At 61.5% G+C, this 19,991-nt stretch carries 22 protein-coding genes; 8 read left to right on the forward strand and 14 right to left on the reverse strand.

Translation table 11 applies throughout. The features are described 5' to 3' along the window. Positions 1-128: 128 nt before the first annotated feature. Complete coding sequence (cysK, locus tag CQ13_RS24075; RefSeq protein WP_057845320.1) at positions 129-1,106, forward strand: cysteine synthase A; 978 nt, start codon at positions 129-131, stop codon at positions 1,104-1,106. A 2-nt stretch (positions 1,107-1,108) separates the two neighbouring features. Then, positions 1,109-1,348 (forward strand): BrnA antitoxin family protein, encoded by a 240-nt coding sequence (locus CQ13_RS24080; protein ID WP_057845321.1) that lies wholly within the window; start codon positions 1,109-1,111, stop codon positions 1,346-1,348. A gap of 89 nt (positions 1,349-1,437) precedes the next feature. Here CQ13_RS24080 and CQ13_RS24085 read toward each other — a convergent pair whose 3' ends face one another. Continuing rightward, the gene (locus tag CQ13_RS24085) at positions 1,438-2,865 is read right to left on the reverse strand and encodes a caspase family protein (RefSeq protein ID WP_057845322.1); all 1,428 of its coding nucleotides are present in this window, start codon (positions 2,863-2,865) and stop codon (positions 1,438-1,440) included. A gap of 174 nt (positions 2,866-3,039) precedes the next feature. Further along, positions 3,040-3,915 (reverse strand): DMT family transporter, encoded by an 876-nt coding sequence (locus CQ13_RS24090; protein WP_057845323.1) that lies wholly within the window; start codon positions 3,913-3,915, stop codon positions 3,040-3,042. 159 nt (positions 3,916-4,074) lie between these two features. Between CQ13_RS24090 and CQ13_RS24095 the strand changes: the two genes are divergently transcribed. Continuing rightward, positions 4,075-4,473 (forward strand): RidA family protein, encoded by a 399-nt coding sequence (locus tag CQ13_RS24095; RefSeq protein ID WP_057845324.1) that lies wholly within the window; start codon positions 4,075-4,077, stop codon positions 4,471-4,473. Between the two features lie 78 nt (positions 4,474-4,551). After that, entirely contained in the window at positions 4,552-4,755 is a 204-nt protein-coding gene (locus CQ13_RS24100) for a hypothetical protein (protein ID WP_057845325.1), read from the forward strand. 89 nt (positions 4,756-4,844) lie between these two features. Here the strand turns inward: CQ13_RS24100 and CQ13_RS24105 are convergent, their stop codons facing one another. The 4 genes from CQ13_RS24105 to CQ13_RS24115 all read right to left on the reverse strand — a co-directional run bounded on the left by CQ13_RS24105 (position 4,845) and on the right by CQ13_RS24115 (position 6,908). Continuing rightward, positions 4,845-5,417 (reverse strand): hypothetical protein, encoded by a 573-nt coding sequence (locus CQ13_RS24105; RefSeq protein WP_057845326.1) that lies wholly within the window; start codon positions 5,415-5,417, stop codon positions 4,845-4,847. Continuing rightward, complete coding sequence (locus tag CQ13_RS41435; RefSeq protein WP_082637613.1) at positions 5,362-5,715, reverse strand: hypothetical protein; 354 nt, start codon at positions 5,713-5,715, stop codon at positions 5,362-5,364. The genes CQ13_RS24105 and CQ13_RS41435 overlap by 56 nt, the downstream gene beginning before the upstream one ends. Before the next feature lie 201 nt (positions 5,716-5,916). Beyond that, a complete protein-coding gene (locus CQ13_RS24110; RefSeq protein ID WP_057845327.1) occupies positions 5,917-6,516 on the reverse strand; it encodes a formyltransferase family protein in 600 nt (199 codons plus the stop codon). A 143-nt stretch (positions 6,517-6,659) separates the two neighbouring features. Then, a complete protein-coding gene (locus tag CQ13_RS24115) occupies positions 6,660-6,908 on the reverse strand; it encodes a hypothetical protein (protein WP_057845328.1) in 249 nt (82 codons plus the stop codon). A 163-nt stretch (positions 6,909-7,071) separates the two neighbouring features. On the opposite strand from CQ13_RS24115, the gene CQ13_RS24120 reads away from it, so the two are divergent. The 3 genes from CQ13_RS24120 to CQ13_RS24130 all read left to right on the forward strand — a co-directional run bounded on the left by CQ13_RS24120 (position 7,072) and on the right by CQ13_RS24130 (position 10,493). Continuing rightward, positions 7,072-7,467, forward strand: a complete 396-nt coding sequence (locus CQ13_RS24120; protein ID WP_057845329.1) for a hypothetical protein — start codon at positions 7,072-7,074, stop codon at positions 7,465-7,467. A 198-nt stretch (positions 7,468-7,665) separates the two neighbouring features. Then, the gene (locus tag CQ13_RS24125; RefSeq protein WP_057845330.1) at positions 7,666-9,999 is read left to right on the forward strand and encodes a PAS domain S-box protein; all 2,334 of its coding nucleotides are present in this window, start codon (positions 7,666-7,668) and stop codon (positions 9,997-9,999) included. 101 nt (positions 10,000-10,100) lie between these two features. Then, complete coding sequence (locus CQ13_RS24130; RefSeq protein WP_245309287.1) at positions 10,101-10,493, forward strand: response regulator; 393 nt, start codon at positions 10,101-10,103, stop codon at positions 10,491-10,493. 669 nt (positions 10,494-11,162) lie between these two features. Here CQ13_RS24130 and CQ13_RS44555 read toward each other — a convergent pair. The 3 genes from CQ13_RS44555 to galE all read right to left on the reverse strand — a co-directional run bounded on the left by CQ13_RS44555 (position 11,163) and on the right by galE (position 13,893). Continuing rightward, positions 11,163-11,720: a hypothetical protein gene (locus CQ13_RS44555; RefSeq protein ID WP_197427416.1), complete on the reverse strand. Its 558-nt coding sequence runs from the start codon at positions 11,718-11,720 to the stop codon at positions 11,163-11,165. A gap of 297 nt (positions 11,721-12,017) precedes the next feature. Next, positions 12,018-12,260 carry a PilZ domain-containing protein gene (locus CQ13_RS24145; RefSeq protein WP_057845334.1) on the reverse strand — a complete coding sequence of 81 codons (243 nt, stop codon included), beginning with the start codon at positions 12,258-12,260 and terminating at the stop codon, positions 12,018-12,020. A 505-nt stretch (positions 12,261-12,765) separates the two neighbouring features. Continuing rightward, on the reverse strand, positions 12,766-13,893 hold the full coding sequence (gene galE / locus CQ13_RS24150; protein ID WP_082637617.1) for a UDP-glucose 4-epimerase GalE: 1,128 nt from the start codon (positions 13,891-13,893) through the stop codon (positions 12,766-12,768). 440 nt (positions 13,894-14,333) lie between these two features. Here galE and CQ13_RS24155 point away from each other — a divergent pair, with 440 nt between their 5' ends. Beyond that, the gene (locus CQ13_RS24155) at positions 14,334-15,920 is read left to right on the forward strand and encodes a hypothetical protein (protein ID WP_156433848.1); all 1,587 of its coding nucleotides are present in this window, start codon (positions 14,334-14,336) and stop codon (positions 15,918-15,920) included. On the opposite strand, the gene CQ13_RS24160 is transcribed toward CQ13_RS24155, so the two are convergent. The 5 genes from CQ13_RS24160 to CQ13_RS24180 form a co-directional block, all read right to left on the reverse strand. After that, the gene (locus tag CQ13_RS24160) at positions 15,890-16,273 is read right to left on the reverse strand and encodes a DUF2304 domain-containing protein (protein WP_057845336.1); all 384 of its coding nucleotides are present in this window, start codon (positions 16,271-16,273) and stop codon (positions 15,890-15,892) included. The two genes, CQ13_RS24155 and CQ13_RS24160, sit on opposite strands and share 31 nt — an antisense overlap. Continuing rightward, positions 16,270-16,959, reverse strand: coding sequence for a glycosyltransferase family 2 protein (locus tag CQ13_RS24165; RefSeq protein WP_057845337.1), 690 nt, complete (start codon positions 16,957-16,959; stop codon positions 16,270-16,272). The genes CQ13_RS24160 and CQ13_RS24165 overlap by 4 nt, the downstream gene beginning before the upstream one ends. Continuing rightward, positions 16,956-17,822 (reverse strand): class I SAM-dependent methyltransferase, encoded by an 867-nt coding sequence (locus CQ13_RS24170; protein ID WP_057845338.1) that lies wholly within the window; start codon positions 17,820-17,822, stop codon positions 16,956-16,958. Before CQ13_RS24170 ends, CQ13_RS24165 begins: the two co-directional genes overlap by 4 nt. A 595-nt stretch (positions 17,823-18,417) precedes the next feature. Further along, positions 18,418-18,939 (reverse strand): septal ring lytic transglycosylase RlpA family protein, encoded by a 522-nt coding sequence (locus CQ13_RS47220; protein ID WP_082637615.1) that lies wholly within the window; start codon positions 18,937-18,939, stop codon positions 18,418-18,420. Between the two features lie 542 nt (positions 18,940-19,481). Continuing rightward, positions 19,482-19,715, reverse strand: a complete 234-nt coding sequence (locus CQ13_RS24180; RefSeq protein WP_057845340.1) for a hypothetical protein — start codon at positions 19,713-19,715, stop codon at positions 19,482-19,484. Positions 19,716-19,991: the final 276 nt, after the last annotated feature.

Consider the following 19,991-nt stretch of genomic DNA (forward strand, 5'->3'; position numbering starts at 1 on the left):
GCGAAGTTCTTGTTTTGCAATGCAGCGAACTCTTCGTTCCGGCAATTCCGGCTTGCGCATCGATGTGGCCGCCTCCTAAGTAGGGAGAGCGCCTTTTCCCCGCACATGATCGCTTTGGGAGTGTCGAGATGGATGCGTCGTCAGCCGCGAGTGCAGTGCAACGTCCGGGGCGGGGACGGGTCTTCGACTCCATCGTCGATGCGATCGGTGACACGCCAATCGTTCGTTTGCGCAAATTGCCGGAAGCGCATGGTGTTAGCGCAACCATCCTTGCGAAGCTGGAATATTTCAATCCCGCTGCGAGCGTCAAAGACCGCATTGGCGCTGCGATGGTGATCGCGATGGAAAAGGCCGGCGTGATCAACGCCGACACCGTGCTGATCGAGCCGACCTCTGGCAATACCGGCATCGCGCTGGCGTTCGTCGCGGCTTCACGCGGCTATCGGCTGAAGCTTGTGATGCCGGAATCGATGTCGATCGAGCGGCGCAAGATGCTGGCGTTCCTCGGGGCCGAGATCATCCTGACGCCTGCCGCGCAGGGCATGAAAGGCTCGATCGCGACCGCCGAGGAACTGGTGCGCACCACGCCCAACGCCGTGATGCCACAGCAGTTCAAGAACCTCGCCAACCCCGAAATTCACCGCCGCACCACGGCAGAAGAGATCTGGAACGACACCGGCGGCAACATCGACTTCTTCGTCGCCGGCGTCGGCACTGGCGGCACCATCACCGGCGTCGGACAGGTGCTGAAACCGCGCAAGCCGTCTTTGCGGATCGTTGCCGTCGAGCCGGAGGAAAGCCCGGTGCTGGGTGGCGGCCAGCATACGCCGCACAAGATCCAGGGCATCGGCGCCGGCTTCATTCCGGACATTCTGGATCGCTCTGTGATCGATGAGATCGTCAGGGTCAACGGCCCGACCGCGATCGAAATCTCGCGTGCGCTGGCGCGCATGGAGGGCATTCCTGGCGGCATCTCCTCGGGCGCTGCGATCGCGGCGGCGCTAGCTATCGGCAAGCGTCCCGAGAGCGCCGGCAAGACCATTCTGGCTGTCGTGCCGTCGTTCTCCGAGCGCTATTTGTCAACTGCACTGTTTGAAGGAATCTAGCGATGGCGGACCAGCCGCGGCGACCGAGAACCCTAAACGATGCACGTACCGAGGCCGAGGCGGCGTTCAAGCGCACCACCACCAAGGTGGCGGAAGCGCCGGCCAAACAAGCCGCCGTTCCCGGCGTGCGCGAGCAGGTCACGCTGCGCATCGATCAGGATGTGCTGGAATGGTTTCAGGAGGGTGGTCCGGGTTGGCAGGATCGCATCAACGAGGCGCTGCGAAAGGCTGCAGGCAAATAGAACGCTCTTAGGCTTGTTGATTTGCGACCTGCAAAATGAAAAAGGCCCGGGATGATCCCGGGCCTTTTTGGCAGATGGGTCGTTCGCCGTTAGCGCAGCATGCCGCCGACGACACCGCCGATGAAGCGTCCGGCACCGGCCGGATCCGGGCCGGGGTTGCTGTATTGGCGTTGCGGCGGGGGCTGCTGCGGCTGCGGTTGAGGCTGCGCCTGAACGGTGCTGGGGGCGCGGCGCTTGGGAGCGGGACGCTCCTCATCGGAACTCGCAGTCGGTGCGGCCGCCACGATCTCCGTCAGCAGCGCCTTGTGCTGTAGCTTGTTGAGGTAGCCGCTCTTCGGATAGCCGCGCGCCGCCTGCCAGCGCGTAATCACAGTGCGGGTCGGGGCGTCGAACTGGCCGGTGACCTTGGTATCGAAACCGAGCCCGTTCAGGCGGCGCTGCACGTCGCGGCGCTGGCCTTTATCGAGGCCGATCTGGTCCTCGGTGGTCTGGTTTGCTTCTTCCTTGAAGGTCGCGGGATCGATGCCCGTGCTCAGGTTGCGGGTTGCATCCTTTGCACCGCTCTCGATCGACGCAATCCGCGACAGTGCCAGCGACCGGAACTGACCATTGGGATAGCTGGTCAGATAGGCGTTGAACTCTTCCGGCTTGTTGGAATCCTTGATCGAGCGCCAGAACTCCAGTTCGACGTCGGAACCCGGCTTTGCACCCGACGCAGGCGCTGCAGCCGCCACGGCGCCGGGGGCGGGCGCGCCGTTCAGGTAGACCGCGCCGATCAGGTTGGTGTGACCCCAGGGGAGCTGACCCTTGTGGGTCTCTTCGTTGACCTGGGCACGAACCTTGGTCATTGCCTGCTGGATCTCGACGCCGGGTTGGGTGAGGTTGGCGAGCAGGGCGCGCGTGAACGGGCTGTTGCCGCCTTCCTGGCCGTCGAGCGCGGTCTGGCCCGGGCCGGTCGCAAACGCGATCAGCGTGCCTTCGCCGGACTTCATTTCGGCAAGACCAGTCTGCACGTTGACGCTGCGGGTGGCGGAGTTCGACTTGATCTTGGCTGCGAACGGGTTGTCTCGGCAGGCGTCGAGGAACACGAGCTTGACCTTGGCATCGCCCATGGTCTGCTCAAGGGTGAGGTCGATATTGATCGCGGCGCCAAGCTTGACGTCCATTTCGGATTTGATGTCGGCGTCGATCGGCAACAGATAGTTGGTGCCGGAGATGGCAATGCCATGGCCGGCATAGAAGAACAGCGCGACGTCGGCACCTTGCGCCTTCTTGCCGAAGTCGAGCAGACGCTCGGTCATCTTGTCGCGCGTAAGGTTGGACCCCTCGACCACCTCGAATCCGACATTGCGCAGCGCGGCGGCCATCGCCTTTGCGTCAACGGAGGGATTTGGAAGCGGAGCAACGTTCTTGTAGGTGCCGTTGCCGACGACGAAAGCGACGCGCTTTTCGGCTTGAGCGGTTCCGGCCGCAAAGACCGCGCATATGACGGACAAAATGAGCGTTGGGTAACGCATTTGAAATCCCCCTGCAGAATCAACAAAGGCTTTGGCTGTAACGCTGGCTGGACATTACAAATATCGCCCGCTTCGCACCACAAAAAAGCAGCCGAACGGCCAAATCCGGAGCCATCCGTTACCGTCACGACACGCGCCGTAGCGTGATCTAGATCACAGCCCGGGAAATAAACTTCAGCCTTGCACGCGCGCAGCCGAAGGATTCGGTTTCAGGTTCAAAAGATTGCCGGTGAGGATCAGCGCCGCGCCGAACACGGTGAATGCATCCAGCCGTTCCGAATAGATCAGCCAGCCCGCGGCGGCGCTCAACGGAACCCGCAGAAAATCCATCGGGATCACCACGGTAGCATCCGCGTGCAGCATCGCGCGCGCCATGCAGTAGTGGGAGAACGTACCGCAAAACGCGATCACCACCACCCAGCCCCAGAGATGGACTGGCGGCCAGGTCCAGACGTAGAGCGCGGGGAAGAAACCGGCCGCCGACTGTATCACCAGCATCCAGAACAGGATCGAGAGCGTCTGCTCGGTCCGGGTGAGCGACTTCACCATCGCCACCGAAACGCCGAACCCGACCGCGGCTGCCAGCGCGATCAACTGCCCCGGATTGATCTCGCTGGCAGCGGGGCGAACGATGACCACGACTCCGACGATTCCGAGCACGATCGCAGCGATTTTCCAGGGTGTCATGCGCTCGCCCAGAAACGTAGCGGCCAGGATCGCGGTCCAGATCGGCATGGTGAATTCGATCGCCACCACCTGACCGATCGGGATCAGCGTGAGCGCAAAGAACCAGCCGAGCTGCGCGCCGTAGTGAATGAGGTTGCGCGCAACGTGCTGCGGCAGCCGCGCCGTCTTCATCATGGCAAATCCGCCCTTGGCGCGGATCAGCGGGTACAGCATCAGAAAGCCGAGGATCGAACGCATCTCCATGAGCTGGAACACGTTGATCTCGCGCGCCGCCTCGCGTCCGGCAATCGCGATGATCAGCATCAGGGTCAGCCAGCCGGCCATCCACAGCGCGGCCAGGGTTTTGGATTGTGTGCGGTCCATTCGCCGGGAGATCGGTTGAGGGCAGGCCGGTATCGGCGAGCGGGCCACAATTTGCAACGGGCAAATGCGCGGGGGCAGCGATGCACGGCTTCGCAATTTCGCTGTGGGAGCGGCTCCCGGTTCAGTGCTAAGAGCGGCGGTTTCAAGGAGGACTTACGCATGCGTATCTTGCAACCGGCCGGATGGTCGAAACCCCGCGGCTTCTCGCATGGTGTCGAGGTCGACGCTTCAGGCAAATGGATCGTGCTGGCCGGCCAGACCGGAGGCGACGAGAAGGGCGACTATGCTCCCGACATGGCCGCGCAGGTCGGCACGGCGCTGAAGCGTATCGTCAAGCTGCTTGGCGAGGCAGGCGCCGGCCCTGAGCACATCGTGCGCCTGACCTGGTACCTGACCAGCCGCAGCGAATACGAGGCCGCAGGCCCCGGCATCGGTGCGGCCTGGAAGGAAACGCTCGGGCGCAATTTCCCGCCGTCGACGCTGCTCTACATCGACGGGTTGGTCGACGTCAGGGCCAAGGTCGAAATCGAAGTCACCGCCTTCGTGCCCAAGGCGTAACCGGACATCACAACAGCCGCACGGGCGCTATCCGTTTCATCGGGCGCGCCGGCAAAGACAAAGGGATACCGTGAGCCAATGACCACTACTCGATCGACCTCTGCAGACTTCGTGACCGCCTTCGCAACCGGCTGGCCCGAGCACCAGCCCGACATCATGGTGCTGTCGCTGACCACGCACCGCGGCGTGCTGGATTTTGCGTTCAACAAGGAGCAGGCCCTGCTGATCGCCAAGACGATCAAGGAGACCGCGGCGAAGCTCGAGAAGCCGAAGACGAGTTAGGAGCGATCGCCAACTCCGTGCTGTCGTCGTCGGGCGCGCATTCGCGCGACCCGTTGGCGGGCGATGATTGGTGGCGGGGCGGGATTAATCTACTTCGACAGCGAGATATTGGCAGCGCGGAACACGCTGTCGGCCCTCAGGGCGATCTGCTGCTTGTTGCCGGTGGTCTTCAGCGAGATGTTGGCGGCGAAACCGGCCGCCTGGGCGATCACCTGGAAACTGCCGCCAGCCCCGCGGCCCTGAATGGTGCCGCCGATGTTCCGGCTGGTTTCGCTCCAGGTGCCACTGACTTCGCCTCCGGCTGAGACCACCGCCGCTTGCAGGTTGAACCTGTAGGCGTCGCTGGCGCAGGTGAGGGCCATTTCCATGCTGGCCCCGATCACCTTGTAGGTGGAGCGGCAGCGGATCCGTTCGCTCGAACCGTCATCCAGCGTCACCGTGCCGGGACCGGACCATGTGCCGGCCATGCCGGCGAACGTACTCGACTGAGCGTAGCTCGTGGTGGCGGTGGCCAAGGCCGTCATTAAAAAGGCCGTCATAAAAAAAGCGACGGCTGCGAATGTCAGCCGCCGCGCTTTGGCAGAAGATTCAAATGTCTGGCTTGCCTTACTGACGGGACGCTTCCCATCGACCGCTACACGCGACACCAGCTGAAGCCCCATTCCATTTCCCCGATCCGGAATTGCCACTGAGTTGACCGTTCGCATATGCACCATTGATCGAGACTCGCACAAGTCCCCCGCTACCGACGCTGCCGGAAACCGGACCGCCCGAAATCTTGCCGCCGGTGACATTCACGGTCGAGGTAGTCTGCGCATCGCAACTGCCCGTTTTTGTGACAACCGTGACCTGCCAAAGACCGTCATAGGGGTTCTGCGCGGAGGCGGGAGCGCTGGCGAAGGTGGCGGCGGAAGCAAGCAACGAAATAAAAAGCAGGTTGCGGATGCGGTTGGCGCGCATGAATCAAATCCTTGCGATGTGTGTGATGGCACGCCTTATCTGGCCACAATGTGTCCAAACTTGGGTGCGTCGCAGCACTGAGGAATGTTCCCGCGATTTCAAACACATCAAGGTGAATCTGGTTCCGCTGGAGGAACAAAAATTCGCAGTTTCGTCGCGATTGCGGCGGATTACGGGGATCTTGTGGTATGATGGTAGAGATCAATGCTTGGCGTCGGCGAGACTCGGTGCCTTGGTGGCAAATTCCTCATCCTGGGGCGTGGCCGGCAGGCTGCCGTGGGCTTTGGCGTGGTAAATGACATCGGCCAACAACTTCTGGCCAAGCGGCGCCAGCGCGCGCTCCCAGAGTTCTCGGGCGGTTTCCCCTTTTTTGACGAACACCCATTCCTGCGCGGCGATCGCGCCGGCATCCATCCGGTCGGCGAGATGGTAGATGGTACCGCCAGCGATCGGATCGCCTTCCTTGATGGTCCATTCGACTGCGGCGATGCCGCGATGCCGCGGCAGCAGCGAGGGGTGATAGCCAATGCCGCCGAGTTTGGCTGTGGCCAGCGCCTCCCTGGTAACGCGGGCATGGCTGTGTGCAGTGACGATCAGGTCGGTCGCTGGTGCGATTTCGGAGGCGATCACGCGCTTCGGATCGGCCTGCACCACGACGTCAATCCCGGCGGCCCGCGCCGCGGCGGCAAGCCGGTCCTCGCCGTCGTGAACGACGACGCGAACGATATCGACCCCATGTTGGCGTAGGGTATTGAATGTCGTCACGCCAAAATGGCGGGAACCGACCAGGGTAATCCGCATGTGCTCTGTCCGTGGTTAATCAGGCCGATATGCCGATAGCACACGATGCCGGCCTGTTTCGATGCTCGCCAACAGGGGCGCGGGTTATCAACAGGCGGGCCGGAAGAGCAAAGGCGGAGCGGCAGGGGCCCAATCCTGTTCCGTCACCATGACAGGATTCGCAGTTCTAGCCTGGAATGGGGCGAGGCCGGTGATCGGACCGGCTCCGGCTGTTGTTCATCAGCCACCCTTTGCAGGCACGCACGCAAGTCGGCGCTGCACTGCTTCATCTGGTTGCGAAGCTCGCGCCGGGCGAAGGTGGTGAGGGCGGGATCGCCGAGCTGCTGCCATGCATCGCGCAGCCATTGCTGCAGGGCGCGGATATCGGAATCGAGCACTTCGGGCTGGTTCATGCCGCCGGAATCTCAAAACGTGATCGCGCCTTGATTAGGACTGATTCTCCCACCCACGCCTACTCCGTAACAGGGCGGGCAGCACGAAAAACAGGCTCGCCTGGAAGCTGGGGAACGCGCGCCCTACATGTTCGTTGAGTGGGAGCCTCCTGGAGAGACCTCGATGTCCCGCAATCCGGCGCTTGTTCTCTTCGTGGCGCTCAGCCTGATCGTTCCCGTAAAGGCGTTCGCACAACTGACGCCGCCAGCCGGCTCGGCGGGCGCCGGCAATTCGCCGATATCGGGCGTGCCGTTCGGACCGGCCAACCCCAGGGCGCTCTCCGATCCCAGCGGCATCGGCAATGCCGCGAACGTGCCACCGCTCCGCCCCAACCCCCCGCCGCCGGCCGTCTCCTACGGTTCAGTCGAGGCGCCGCGCGCACGTGTCGTGACGCCGCCCTATCCAACCGCCTCGCAGCGGATCATCAGTGCACGCAAGGCCCGCCCGCGCAAGCCGCCGGTTCGCCCGCGGGGGCGGCCCGAGGTGAGTTCGTTCACCGGGATCTGCCGCGGGTGCTAGCGATCAAATTGCGATCCAATCCTGCGGGAGATGAAGCGCGCCGGAAGACTGACGGTTCCGCGCCCGGCCACAGCTAGGAACAAATGTTCTTGTGCCGATTTGTTCAACGTCAAGCGCTCAGCGGCCGTGCGTGCTGGTTCGAGCGTTCGCGGAGACCGAGTATCGTGCGAAAATTGCTTTTTGGCAGGGATGGCGGGAATGAATATCCAGCAATTGACGGCCAAGACCCTCTCTCAGCCAGGCCGGTCCGCCATCCCCGACGTCCATCATATACCTCGCGATGAACGGCGGCAGGCGCACGAAGACAGGCTGGCTATCACCTACGAGCATGTCGGCGTCGGCATCGTCGAGATCGACGAGGCTGGGCGGATGCTGCGCGTCAATCAGAGGCTCTGCGAACTGATGGGACACGAAGCGGCCGACCTGCTCGGCCGCTCCATCTTTGACGAGACCTCGCCGCACGACGTCGCGCATGATCTCGCGCAGTTCAGGCGACAGATCACGGGCGACATCGATCGCTACACCATCGAAAAGCGAATCGTCCGCAAGGACGGCTCATCCTTCTGGGCGGAAGTTACGTCCGTAAGCGTCCGCGATGCATCGGGAAATTTCCTTTACGCGGTGCGCGTTCAGCATGACATCAGCGCCCGCAAGGAAACCGAATTTGCGCTGGCTCGCCGTAGCGAGGAGCAGGGGGCGCTGTTCGAATTTTCCGAAAACCTGCAACGCGCTACGTCGTTTTCGGATGTTTACGACGCCGCCCTGGACGCTATCCTCGCGGCGCTCGCCTGCGATCGCGCCTCCATCCTTTTGTTCGACGAGCGCGAGGTGATGCGTTTCGTCGGATGGCGGGGCCTGTCGGACGGGTACCGGCGGGCCGTTGAGGGGCATTCGCCATGGGCGAGGGATGAAAGAAATCCGCGTCCGGTCTATTTCGAGGACATTGGCGCTTCTGGCCTGTCTGATGCCCTCAAGGAAACGATTGCACGGGAGAAGATTGCGGCCGTCGCTTTCATTCCGATCCTGATCGGCGGCCGGCTCGCCGGAAAATTCATGGCCTATTACGACAGCCCGCATCGCTTCACCGATCCGGGGGTCGATGTCGCCCTGACGCTGGCCCGGCAACTCGGCTTCGGCATTGCCAAGCTGAGGGCGGAGGAGGCGCGCTCGGCCGCCGAACAAAGCGCACAGCAGCTTGTGTCCATTGTCGAGTCCTCCGACGATGCGATCATCAGCAAGGATCTCGACGGGATCATCCGGACCTGGAATCCTGGCGCTGAGCGGCTGTTCGGCTATACCGCCGGCGAGACCATCGGTAAGCCTGTGACCATTCTGTTTCCGCCAGGACGTGAAGACGAGGAGCCCGGGATCCTGGCCCGTATCCGGCGCGGCGAGCGCGTCCACCATTACGAAACGGTTCGCCGGCGGAAGGACGGAAGACTTCTGGACATCTCGCTGACCGTCTCGCCCGTGCGCGACGATACAGGGACCATCATCGGCGCATCAAAGATCGCCCGCGACATCACCGATCGCAAGGAGGCCGAACGCAAGGTCCAGGAGAGCGAACTGCGTCTCAAGGAACTGCTCGCGGCGATTCCAGCCGCCATCTACACAACGGACGCGCAGGGGAAGATTACCTACTTCAATGAAGCGGCGGTGGAATTCTCAGGTCGGATGCCCGTGCTCGGCACTGACGAATGGTGCGTCACGTGGAAGCTGTACATGCCGGACGGCACGCCGCTTCCGCACGACCAGTGTCCGATGGCGGTTGCGCTGAAGGAAGGACGCGCGGTGCGTGGCGCCGAAGCGGTCGCAGAGCGGCCGGACGGGACGCGGGTGCCGTTTATCCCATTCCCGACGCCGCTGCGGGATTCTTCCGGCAAGGTCACAGGTGCCATCAACATGCTGGTCGATATCAGCGAGCGACGGCAGGCCGAAACCCAGCAGCGCCTGCTGCTCGATGAACTCAATCATCGCACCAAGAACAACATGCAGATGCTGCAGTCGCTGCTGTTCTCCGCCGCAAGAACAGCCCACAGCGAGGAGGCGCGGAAAGTCCTGAACGAAGCCAGCGCACGTATCGCGGCCATGGCGGCGGCGCAGCGCGTGCTGTATGGCCGAAGCGATACAAGCCGGTTCGATGCGGAAGAATTTCTGCCGGCGGTCTGCCAGACCATCCGGCAGTTGCTGCCGGCGGATGCGCGAATTGAGTGTGGCGCGGCGCACGGTGTGCTTTCCAACGACGTGGCGATGCCGCTCGCCCTGATCTTGAACGAGCTGCTGACCAATGCGGTGAAGCACGGCATCAAGGATCACGCGAGGCAGGGCGTCCGCGTCAGCCTGACCGAATATGACGGACGGCTGGCGCTCTGCGTCGAGGATGACGGGGAGGGTTTCGATCTGGAGGCCGTGCGCAAGACGTCGTCTGGGCTCCAACTCGTGCTCGGCCTCGCGCGCCAGCTCCGTGGAACACTTCACGTCACGAAAAGCCCTTCGCGGGCGTGCCTCGATTTCCCTGTTGCCAAGAGTTAGGCCGGTGATCGATGACGACGCTCCACCAGAATGCAGGGCATGTTGCGTTGCCATCCGAGCCGGACCAGAATTCGTCGCCACCTGCTGAAGAGACCCGGCGCATGGAAGGGAAGCAGGGCCCGCTGCGGATTCTTGTCGTCGAGGACGATTTCCTGATCGCCATGCAATCCGAAGTCGCGCTGACGGCTGCCGGCTTTGAAGTTGTCGGTCCGGCCACGACCGCCGAGGAAGCCGTCGCGCTCGCCCGCGAGGCCCAACCGACGCTCGCCGTGATGGATATTCGCCTGGCAAGCACCCGCGACGGTATCGACGCCGCACGGCAACTCTATCAGGACTTCGCCATTCGCTGCATCTTTGCAACCGCGCACGACGATGTGCACACGCGACGGCGCGCGGAACCCTACGCTCCGCTCGGCTGGCTGCCGAAGCCGTACACCATGGCGTCGCTGGTATCTGTGGTCGACGGGGCTCTCGCGCAGTTGCGCCGGCCGTAGCGGATGCGTTGGCAGTCCAGCCGGAGCTATGGAACTTTTCGGCCCAAGCAATTGCAGAGAAGATGGATCGAGCGTGCTCACGGCTCACCGGTCGGGCGGCCAAGGATCTCCGGCGGACAAGAGATCTACAAATGGCGCAGCGTTCGACGAACGCTGGCCGCCGCAGCGACTGAGGCCACGTTTCGTTTTCTCCGCTCGCGCGCTAGTCGGTGCGGTAGGCATCCAGCGCGTGGGCGGCGAAGATCCCAACGCTAATCAGGGCGAGGATCGCTGATAGCTCGATCATTGTTCGGCCTCCCGCTTATCCATTGCAGCGAGGAGTCTGTGGCGTGACCGGTTCCAGATGAGATTGAAAAAGAATTGCACGGTAGCGTTCCCTGTTTTGTTAATAACCGGATACGCAGCCGTTTGTTTCAGGCAGCGGTCGAGCAATCTCGAACCTGACGTTTGGCGAGGGACGGCGGAGCTAAATAGAAAAGGGGGAGGACGTTCGGCCAGCGCTTCTTCATCCCTGCGGCAACCTGGAGGGCCAGGCGATGTTCGGATCGCGTCGATGGGGTGCACCGCACAAACTGTTTCACTTTCGCCAGGCGCAGCCGCCATCGACAAAAAGCTAAATCAAAGAGACATCCCGAAGGTGGCGGCACCTTCCGGCGGTATGCTGTTTGGTTACACTACTGCGCGTCCGCGGTCGCTCTTGGTGAGCTCAAGCAAAAGCAACGCAATAGTCGATTTGAGATTTTCGCGGCGCACGGTCAAAGCTCTTACCGTCATTGGAAATGCGAAGTGATGAGGGTCTCTCGTCGGACTTTTCTGTAGTTCAGCCTCAATGCTTTGATCAAGCAAGCGGACGGCGTTTTTGATATCGACCAGCATTGCTTCAGTTTGTTGACGCCTCTGCCTAAGCACGTCATCCGTTGCGAGCCGCTTGCGCTCTGCCATGGCCTGTCCCTTAGCCTGAACGCGAACAAGATGTCGTAGATCCGCTGTCTCGAATTGGGGCTGGTTCATTTGTTTGCTCCGCAATGGCACATCGCTGGTAGCGATACGTGGCGATGCTGTGCGGAGAGCAAGGAGCTTGCCAGAAACAAAATGACCGCCCGAAGGGCGGTCTTTCTGTTTGTGAGTGCAGCTTTGAGCGGCGCGATCGTCCCAAAGACTTCGACCGCGGCTGAAGTCGATCCGACCTTCGCATGGATCGAGCAGGCGCTCCCGGGGCAGGCTCAATCCGGATGCCCGAGCTGAGCAACGGCCCATTAAAAGCCATGGCGTTAACTTTTTCTTAAGGATTCGGCTGGAATAGTTCAGAGTTTAAGAAATTGCGAATCATCGGGCTGGAGATTTGCCATGCTCACGACGGTTCTCTTGATGGCTTTGACCGCGCTGGCCGCTTGCACAGTTATTCTGGTCCGCTTCGAATTGTTAGCCCGAAAGCGAAGGGCGTCATAACTGCTTCAGGCGGATGCCCATTGGCCGGGCCTGGTAGAGCAGCCGGACATCGGAAGCCCGAACGGCTGCATCGAGCTACAGGTCGAAGACCACGCCAAGTCTGTACTCCTTGCGCCACACAACGCGACAAGGGAGCCTTAGCTTGTCATCCGGTAAGATCAATGTGAACTCGTTGGGAATGCGGATCAGCTCGGAAAAGTCCAGCGCCGCGCCAGTGCTGGATATGTCACGAACTGTGCAAGGATACTTGTCGCCGCCGTAATCGATCTTGGCAGGCTTCATCACGCGAACACGTGGGGCAATCCGAGTTTCCACCATCGCAATAATCCGCTTTGAAATACTGCCTTGATAGCACTGAACTCTTAAAACCTTCCAAAGACGGAGTCCGTTTTCAGGCAGATCGTGTCAGCGATCGGCGTCGAGGGCCGTCGAATGGGCGACAGTGGATAATCGCCGCAGAACACGACGACACCGCAGGCGCCCGGTTCGCGCATCTCTCCAAAGGTGATTGTCCAATGCCGCAGCATCGTGCCCAATTCTGCCAAGAATCGAAATCAGCCTGAATAAGCCATTTTGGGGAGTGCCCCTTGGGGAGTTCCCTGGGGTGGCGCGGCTCTGCGCATGTCGTCCGGCAACGTCGTGCGCAGAGCCGTCAGTCGCTGAAAGGCTCCTGCAAGCATTACAGACATCACGGCCACCATCAGAACGGCGAGTGGTGTTCAAGGGCGTGTGCACAATGCAAAACCGGCTCTTCTCAGAAGCCGAATTTGTCTCCCTAACTCTTTGAAATCGCTTGGCGAGATCCGCTGCAGGGCACCGCCTGTCACGCCTGTTTGCTCGTCCCCGAGGCGTCCTGCGAGGCGCGCAATGCGCGGCTCGACCGAGGCCTGCTGACGCAAACGGTACTAGGTCGCGGATTTCCGCTGTTGGGGTGAGGCAGAGCCGTAGGCCCCAAGCGCCGCGTCGCGTTACCTCGTGCCAATAATTTGCGTTCCCAAGCGAGCGCATGGCGGACGATCAGGGAAAGATCATCCCATTGAGGCCGCCAACCTAGCAGATTACGCATCCGTTCCGCCGACGCCACGATCTCCGCCGGATCGCCAGGCCGGCGGGCGGCAAGTTCGACGGGAAAGTTGTTTCCGGATTCGTGCCGCATGGCCTCGATCACCTGCAAGACCGAAAAGCCGCGGCCGTAGCCGCAATTTAGCGTCAGGGACTCTCCGCCACCGCGCAGGTATGAAAGCGCGTGATAATGGGCGTTTACGAGGTCGCTCACGTGGATGTAGTCGCGAATGCAGGTCCCGTCAGACGTGGGGTAATCGGTGCCGAAAACCTGCATCTTCTCTCGCAGACCTACCGCGGTTTCCGCTGCAACCTTGATAAGATGCGTTGCCCCTCGCGTTGCCTGTCCAGTGCGCAGAGCAGGATCGGCGCCTGCTACGTTGAAATACCTCAAGATGACGTAGCGTAGGCCATGAGCGCGTGCAGCATCACGCAGCATCGTTTCCGCCATGAATTTGGATGAGCCGTAAGGTGATACAGGGGCAACCGGTGTCTCTTCCGTGACAGGATTTGCCGGTGGATTCCCGTACACCGCAGCCGTCGACGAGAGGATGAAACGCCGCACCCCACTCCTGATTGCGATCTCGAACAGGCTACGGGAATTTGCGGTGTTGTTGCGATAGTACCGAAGCGGTTCGGCAATCGACTCCGGTACAACGACAGAAGCCGCAAGATGAATAATCTCCGAAATCCCATACTTCGCGATTAGCTGCGCAACTCGCCGCTGATCCCCGATGTCCTCAACGAAAACCGAAACTCCGGATGGTATTGCCCATTTGAAGCCCGACGAAAAATCGTCGATCACGACGGGCAGTTCGCCACGATCAGCGAGTTCGTGCACCATGTGGCTCCCAATGTACCCGGCACCCCCGGTGATAAGGATCGCCATTGCTATCGCCTTAGTTAGGAGACCTGATTTGAAACGCGGAACAAAGTTCCCCTCGGGCGGGTTATGGAAGCCCATGGACAACACTTGAGGTGCGCTGGGGGTTCGTTCCCGATTAAGCGATTTAGCTGGGTGTCGCCTGATGTGATGCAGGTGGCGGTGTCGGCCGATGGATGGCAGATCCGTCTGAGTCTCGGTCCGCCACGCGAAACTCCCGTGCTCCCGCTCGATCGCGTTGATGGTGGTAGTGATGTGGCGATCCCGCCGCGCGAATTCCCACCACATTTCCAGACGGCACCAGTGCGTTGTCATGCTACCGTTAAGGACAATGCATGGCACTTGAACAGGTGGATGGCGACGGCTCTGGGTTTGCGAGGCCAAAGCTCGGCCTCGCATTTGCTGCTCGCCATGCCGAGACGTTGCTCGTGCTCCTTGTGCTGAGCGTGGCCCTGGTCATCGGGCTTGTGACCGCCGCGGATTACGGGCTGTCGACCGACGAATTCAACACCGACGATTACGGCCCCAAGGCGCTTGCCTGGTACACGAGCGCTTTTGCGGACCGGTCTCAGTTCGAGACGGTCGAAGAGTATCTGTGGATGTATGGACCGTGGTTTCAGATGCTCGTCGCGGCCGTGCAGTCGCTTGAGCTCGCGAGCCCGATCACGATCCGGCACGTCATGACCTTCCTGTTCGGCCTCGCTGGGCTCGCCGCCGTCGTGCCGATGGCACGGCTCACCGTCGGGCACTGGGCTGGGTTGACGGCGCTAACCCTGTGCCTGCTGACCGGCTATCTGTACGGCAACCTGTTCTTTGCCCCCATCGACGTGCCGTTCCTGTTCGCCATGAGCTGGTCGACGCTCGCGATCGTCCTGATGGTGCGGCAGGAGGTGCCGAGCTGGCGCCTGACCCTTGCGACCGGCCTTGCCACTGGCCTCGCCATCGCGACGCGCACCGGCGGGGTGATCACGCACGCCTACCTCGTCGGCGGCATGAGCCTGTGCGCGCTCGAGGCGCTGCTGCGCCATGGCCGCGCGGGCTATGGCCAATTGCGCCAGATCGCCTTGCATACGCTGCTCGCCATCTTCGTCGCCTGGCTGACGGCGATCGCGCTCTGGCCGTGGTTGCAGATTGGACATCCGCTCACACAATTCCTCGAGGCCTATCGGCACTTTGCACCGCTCGACACCTCGTTCGAATTCCAGAACTGGGGCCAGCGCACGTTCACCGATAAACTGCCCGCCTGGTACATTCCCGGGCAGCTCGCGGCGCGTTTGCCCGAAGGCTTTTTGGCGCTGCTGTTGCTCGGCATGGCGGTCTGGATCGGTGCTGCAGGGTCGTGGACGCGCACCGCCCTCGGCGCCCTGCGTCGGTCCGGCGTCGTTGGACTGCGACCAGTCGCGGCCGAGTTCGCAGGATCGCGCGCGGTGCTGGTCGTCAGCGTGGCGGCATTCGGGCCGATCGGAGTGCTCATCCTGCAAGGCTCGACGCTCTATGACGGTGTCCGCCACATATTGTTCGTGATCCCAATGCTCGCCATCGTGGCCGCGCGCGGGCTGACGAGCCTTTTGCCCTTCTTGCTACGCCGCCCGATTGTGCCCGCGGCCCTCGGGGTCGCGCACACGGCCGTCATCGTGGTGACGCTCGTCATCCTGCATCCGCTCGAATATATCGCAATGAACAGTCTGGCAGGCGGCGTCGCCGGCGCTTACGGCCGATTCGACCTCGACTATTGGGGCATGGCGGCTCCCGAGGCGCTGCGCCGCCTCGAGGGTCGAATTGACGCCGAAGGGCGGTTCGCGGGCGATCCACCGCGCGTGCTGGTCTGCCTGGGCTGGCGCGAGCAACTGGCCGGCGTGATGTTCCGTCGCAACTGGATTGCCGAAACCGATCTGCGCAAGGCCGACTACCTGATTGCCACCGAGCGCTGGCCCTGTGCCAACGGCACGTCGGCCATACTGGTTGATGAGGTCACACGATTTGGCCGCCCGTTCGCCCAGATCTACGCCAATCGTCGCGGGCTCGGCGAGTGACGCCAACTCCGGCGCGACTTGACATTGGCATCTATTTCTTCGCCTGCAATTCGATCTGGGGCGCCTCGGCCTTTCGGCCCAACATGACCGAGCGACGTTTTCGCGGCGGGCCTCAGGTTGAGCATGATGAGCAGGCTGATCACGACCCAGGTGTAGACGATGAGGTCGGAGCCGCGGCCGATTCCCGCGAACGCCGCAAGGGCGGTGGCATGCTCCGGCACCCAGACGAAGTAGAGGCCGGCGAGCGCAGCGCCGCTCGCGAGCAGGCCGATGATCGGCACCGTCCGGTGCGCCGACCAGGCGTAGACCAGAACCAACGCCAGAAAGGCCGTCAGCAATAGCTGCGCGATCATCGGTAGAGCCTCCGCGCAAACAGATCGATCAGGATAGCCAGCGCATCGGTGATGCGTTGACCCTTGCCCAGCGAATATGCGCTGTACTCGATGTTCACCGGCACCTCGACAAAGCGCAGGCGGCTCTGCGCGATCTGGTGCAGGATCTCGGACGCGTGCGCCATTCGGTTTTGTCGCAAGGAGATCGCGCGGGCGCCGCGCGCGGTCATCGCCCGTAGGCCGTTGTGGGTATCGGTGACCGGCAGTCCGGTGCTCGCGCGCGTGAACCAAATCGCGGTGCTGAGCAGGATGCGGCGCGACGTGGGCAGATTTGCCGTCGCGCCGGTGAGAAAGCGGCTGCCGAGCGCGAAATCGATGCCGGGCTGCTCGATCGCCGCGAGCAGTGCCGCGATGGCCACGGGGGAATGCTGGCCGTCGGCGTCGAACGTGACGAGCGCATCCGCACGCTGCTCGAGGGCGTAGTCGATGCCGGTCTGCAGCGCGGCGCCCTGTCCGAGGTTGACCGGATGCCGGACGACGACCGCGCCTGCGAGCAACGCGACGTCGCCGGTCCGGTCACTGGAGCCATCATCGACCACGACGACCGCGTATCCGGCGCGGCGAATACCGGACACGACGCTGCCGACCACCGGCGCTTCATTGTACGCCGCAACAACTACCCAGGGATTGCGAATCCGGCCGGTCATGGTGGCGCCTTGCTCAAGACCACGCGCATCGCGTCGAACAGGTTCACCGGAATGGCGAACCGGTTGCCGGTCGGGCTGGCCGCGAACTTGCGGCCGAGCATGCGACCGACCTGAAAGGCGATCAGCGAGAACGGCACGAATTTCCAAGGGTAATCGGAGCTCTCGACGCGAAAGCCGACCGAACGGGCCAGAGACGCAATGCTGGCGCGATTGAAGAACCATAGGTGCTGGGGAGGCGTCATCAGGCGCCAGTGCGCGCCGGTCGACCGCGCCGCCAAGGAACCGAAGTCTCCGGTCGTCAGCACGATGATTCCGTCCGGCCGGAGATGGTTCGCGAGTAGCGCGAGGGCTTCCTGCGGATCGGGCAGATGCTCGATGACGTCGAGGAGGACGATAACATCCAGGGTGCCAAGCGACTCGAGAGTCGCTTCGTTCAGCAGGCCGCAGATGACGTTTAAGCCGAGATCGCCAGCATGGGCAGCAGCCGACTCCGCCGGCTCGATGCCGCTCACCCCAAATCCCGCGCGGCGGGCTTCATCGAGAAAGAATCCGTAGGCGCAACCGATCTCGAGCAGACAGCCCTGTGGCTTGCGGTGTTGGATGAACTCGACCGTGCGGGCGAACTCGCGCCGTAGCACGGGTTCGGCGCCGCGATAGTCGGCGTAGCCGTCGGACTGACGGCCGGAAAAGTAGCCATCGTCATAATAAGCGAGGGGATCGAAGCTCGATGCCTCGGTGCGTCCCAGTCCGCAGTCCCGACATTGAAAGATGTCGCAGCCGTTCTTGATGTAAAGAAACCGATGTGGCGTCGCCCGACTGCACGCGGGACACTTAAGCGTAAGCGCATTTCGGTCGTTTCGCATCAGCACATGCGTCCCCGAAGGGGGTCAGTGCGAAAAAACGCCTGCGATGACAAACTGTTCCGCTTGGCGAACGGCTACGGGGTCGCAGGTTGGCGATCCCGGTCAGAGTCTTATTTCGACCGGCTCGAGGCTGCAGGCAAATTTCCGAGGCGCGTCAGCCTACGCGAAAGGCGCGAGATCGAGATCGACGCGTATTTGGACAACTTGATCAGTAAACGCTCGCGCGCACTCGGCACACTCGGAAGTCAGACCGACTAGTGTGCGGCTCCCTGTAGATCGCAGGCCTGACCAGGGGCTGATCAGCGCTGATAACTTGCTACCTATTTGCTACCTGGGAGAGCCTTTAGGCAGCAGCCAAAAGCCTAGTCCAGAAGCGCTTGATTTTATGAGAGTTTTTTGGTGACCGCGAAGGGCCTCGAACCCTCGACCCCATGACTAAAAGTCAAGTTGCAGCGCCAGACAGAGCCGGACAGCGGCTGAAGGATAGACTGCCGGTTACGCGCCGCGCTCGACAGTCAATCCAGGAAGCTATCCACAAGTCCAAGCTCGTTCGCAGTGCATTTCCAATCGTTACCGATATTGCAGCAGACGCAAGCTAAAGCACCTCAACGCGAACTTGGGCCACGCCGCGATCCGTGATCCCCAAAGTCCGTGCGGCACCGAGCGAAAGGTCAAGGACACGGCCGCGTACCCACGGTCCGCGGTCGATGATACGGACTACCACTGACCTGCTGCTCACAGGATCAGTTACGCGAACACTTGTGCCGAACGGTAGGCTGCGGTGAGCTGCGGTCAGTGCATCGGGATTGAACGTGGAGCCGCTGGCTGTTTTTCCTTTCGTGTATGCATAGTAAGAGGTCTTGCCGGAAAAAGTGCGATCGGAAGATTGACGAGTTAGGCGATCGTCCGAGGGCCGCGTCGGCTGTCCTCCGACTTGAGATTGCTTCGGCGAATTTCGCTTGGTCTGGTCTGGTGCTTCAGGAGGTGCCGGTTCTGCGTGCGCCTTTGGAATAATAGACCATCTTTCGTTGAAGCTCTGAGCTGCAGCAGAATCTACATGTACGCCTAACCACGCGGGGACTGTCGCAATCGCGACTATTCTAAAGAGGAGACGCATGACCAACCTCACAAACAATGAAAACAGAAAGATAATGCAAACTAATGAGGCTGTGTTCCGGGAGAGCGTAGAACCTCCAGCGCCGTAAACGTGAACGGTGATAAGTTACCGATGATTTCATGTGTGCCGAGGTAAGCTGCTTGGAAGCACCGCAGCAAGAAGACGTATTGTTTCGCTAAGCTTTCCGTAGAACAGCCGGACTTCGAATTTTCCCGAATGTTCGCTACGCGAACAGCTTGCACCTGCTGGTGCTCGGAGATGCCGGCCCCTCAGCGATGAGCCTCTGGGACAAATTAGTATGAGCTACGTCACTATTTTCCGACCGGCGACCGCGATTGTCGAACTGCTTCTGCAACTCAGTCATCCTTCGCACTTCGTACGTCTGGATGCGATCGGCGAATGTCGGCCAACAGGAAATTTAGATAGTTACCAACAAACGGAGCGTGGCATCGTATAATGCGGATGCCCGCGACGCTGAGGATGCGCACAGGCGAATGCGGAGCGCTGCGCCCAATTGCGTTGCGTCTCAGCAGGTTTTTGGCCTACGGACTTCGAAGATGTTGCTCGATCAGTTCGCGAGCGGCCTCGAACACGTCTGGCGAGGAAGTCATGACCTGGTTTGTCTCAAGCATCAAAAGCGCCTGCTCGTAGATCTCATGGCCTTCCTCGTCGGTAATGAGATGATTGCGGATCATCGACTGAATGATCGCCGCTTGCATAGCGCCGGCCATCAGGCTTGACGCTATGGCCAACTCGAGCGCAGAGAGCTCCTTCATCAAACGCCCCTGTGCAAGTCAAATAAGTTGACACAGAGTAGAAACTTGGAGGGGCGGCGGGTGGTTCCTGGGCGATTATCTTGCTGCCTTCAACCTCACTGTACAAGCGGCGGAACTGGTTCCGATCGTCCGCCCTCTCTTCGCCGCTGTGTTGACTATTGGACAGAAATTGCCAGTTTTTCCCGTTTATGGAGCGCGGACCCAGCGCTGGGCCATCTTTATTCACGATAGACGGCTCTTATGAGGGGCTTCGCGGACAGGATCGTCCGCCGTATC

It is taken from the genome of Bradyrhizobium retamae, assembly GCF_001440415.1.
Lineage (GTDB): Bacteria > Pseudomonadota > Alphaproteobacteria > Rhizobiales > Xanthobacteraceae > Bradyrhizobium > Bradyrhizobium retamae.

Excerpts from the sequence above, each read along its gene's own strand:
- CQ13_RS24100 (WP_057845325.1), top strand. The coding sequence starts at position 4,552 with ATGACCACTACTCGATCGACCTCTGCAGACTTCGTGACCGCCTTCGCA.
- CQ13_RS24080 (WP_057845321.1), top strand. The coding sequence starts at position 1,109 with ATGGCGGACCAGCCGCGGCGACCGAGAACCCTAAACGATGCACGTACC.
- CQ13_RS24110 (WP_057845327.1), bottom strand. The coding sequence starts at position 6,516 with ATGCGGATTACCCTGGTCGGTTCCCGCCATTTTGGCGTGACGACATTC.
- CQ13_RS24090 (WP_057845323.1), bottom strand. The coding sequence starts at position 3,915 with ATGGACCGCACACAATCCAAAACCCTGGCCGCGCTGTGGATGGCCGGC.
- CQ13_RS24085 (WP_057845322.1), bottom strand. The coding sequence starts at position 2,865 with ATGCGTTACCCAACGCTCATTTTGTCCGTCATATGCGCGGTCTTTGCG.
- CQ13_RS24125 (WP_057845330.1), top strand. The coding sequence starts at position 7,666 with ATGAATATCCAGCAATTGACGGCCAAGACCCTCTCTCAGCCAGGCCGG.
- CQ13_RS24170 (WP_057845338.1), bottom strand. The coding sequence starts at position 17,822 with ATGCGAAACGACCGAAATGCGCTTACGCTTAAGTGTCCCGCGTGCAGT.
- CQ13_RS47220 (WP_082637615.1), bottom strand. The coding sequence starts at position 18,939 with ATGCGTCTCCTCTTTAGAATAGTCGCGATTGCGACAGTCCCCGCGTGG.
- CQ13_RS24130 (WP_245309287.1), top strand. The coding sequence starts at position 10,101 with ATGGAAGGGAAGCAGGGCCCGCTGCGGATTCTTGTCGTCGAGGACGAT.
- CQ13_RS24115 (WP_057845328.1), bottom strand. The coding sequence starts at position 6,908 with ATGAACCAGCCCGAAGTGCTCGATTCCGATATCCGCGCCCTGCAGCAA.
- CQ13_RS24095 (WP_057845324.1), top strand. The coding sequence starts at position 4,075 with ATGCGTATCTTGCAACCGGCCGGATGGTCGAAACCCCGCGGCTTCTCG.
- cysK (WP_057845320.1), top strand. The coding sequence starts at position 129 with ATGGATGCGTCGTCAGCCGCGAGTGCAGTGCAACGTCCGGGGCGGGGA.
- galE (WP_082637617.1), bottom strand. The coding sequence starts at position 13,893 with ATGGCGATCCTTATCACCGGGGGTGCCGGGTACATTGGGAGCCACATG.
- CQ13_RS24120 (WP_057845329.1), top strand. The coding sequence starts at position 7,072 with ATGTCCCGCAATCCGGCGCTTGTTCTCTTCGTGGCGCTCAGCCTGATC.
- CQ13_RS24180 (WP_057845340.1), bottom strand. The coding sequence starts at position 19,715 with ATGAAGGAGCTCTCTGCGCTCGAGTTGGCCATAGCGTCAAGCCTGATG.
- CQ13_RS24145 (WP_057845334.1), bottom strand. The coding sequence starts at position 12,260 with ATGGTGGAAACTCGGATTGCCCCACGTGTTCGCGTGATGAAGCCTGCC.
- CQ13_RS24105 (WP_057845326.1), bottom strand. The coding sequence starts at position 5,417 with ATGGGGCTTCAGCTGGTGTCGCGTGTAGCGGTCGATGGGAAGCGTCCC.
- CQ13_RS41435 (WP_082637613.1), bottom strand. The coding sequence starts at position 5,715 with ATGCGCGCCAACCGCATCCGCAACCTGCTTTTTATTTCGTTGCTTGCT.
- CQ13_RS24160 (WP_057845336.1), bottom strand. The coding sequence starts at position 16,273 with ATGATCGCGCAGCTATTGCTGACGGCCTTTCTGGCGTTGGTTCTGGTC.
- CQ13_RS24165 (WP_057845337.1), bottom strand. The coding sequence starts at position 16,959 with ATGACCGGCCGGATTCGCAATCCCTGGGTAGTTGTTGCGGCGTACAAT.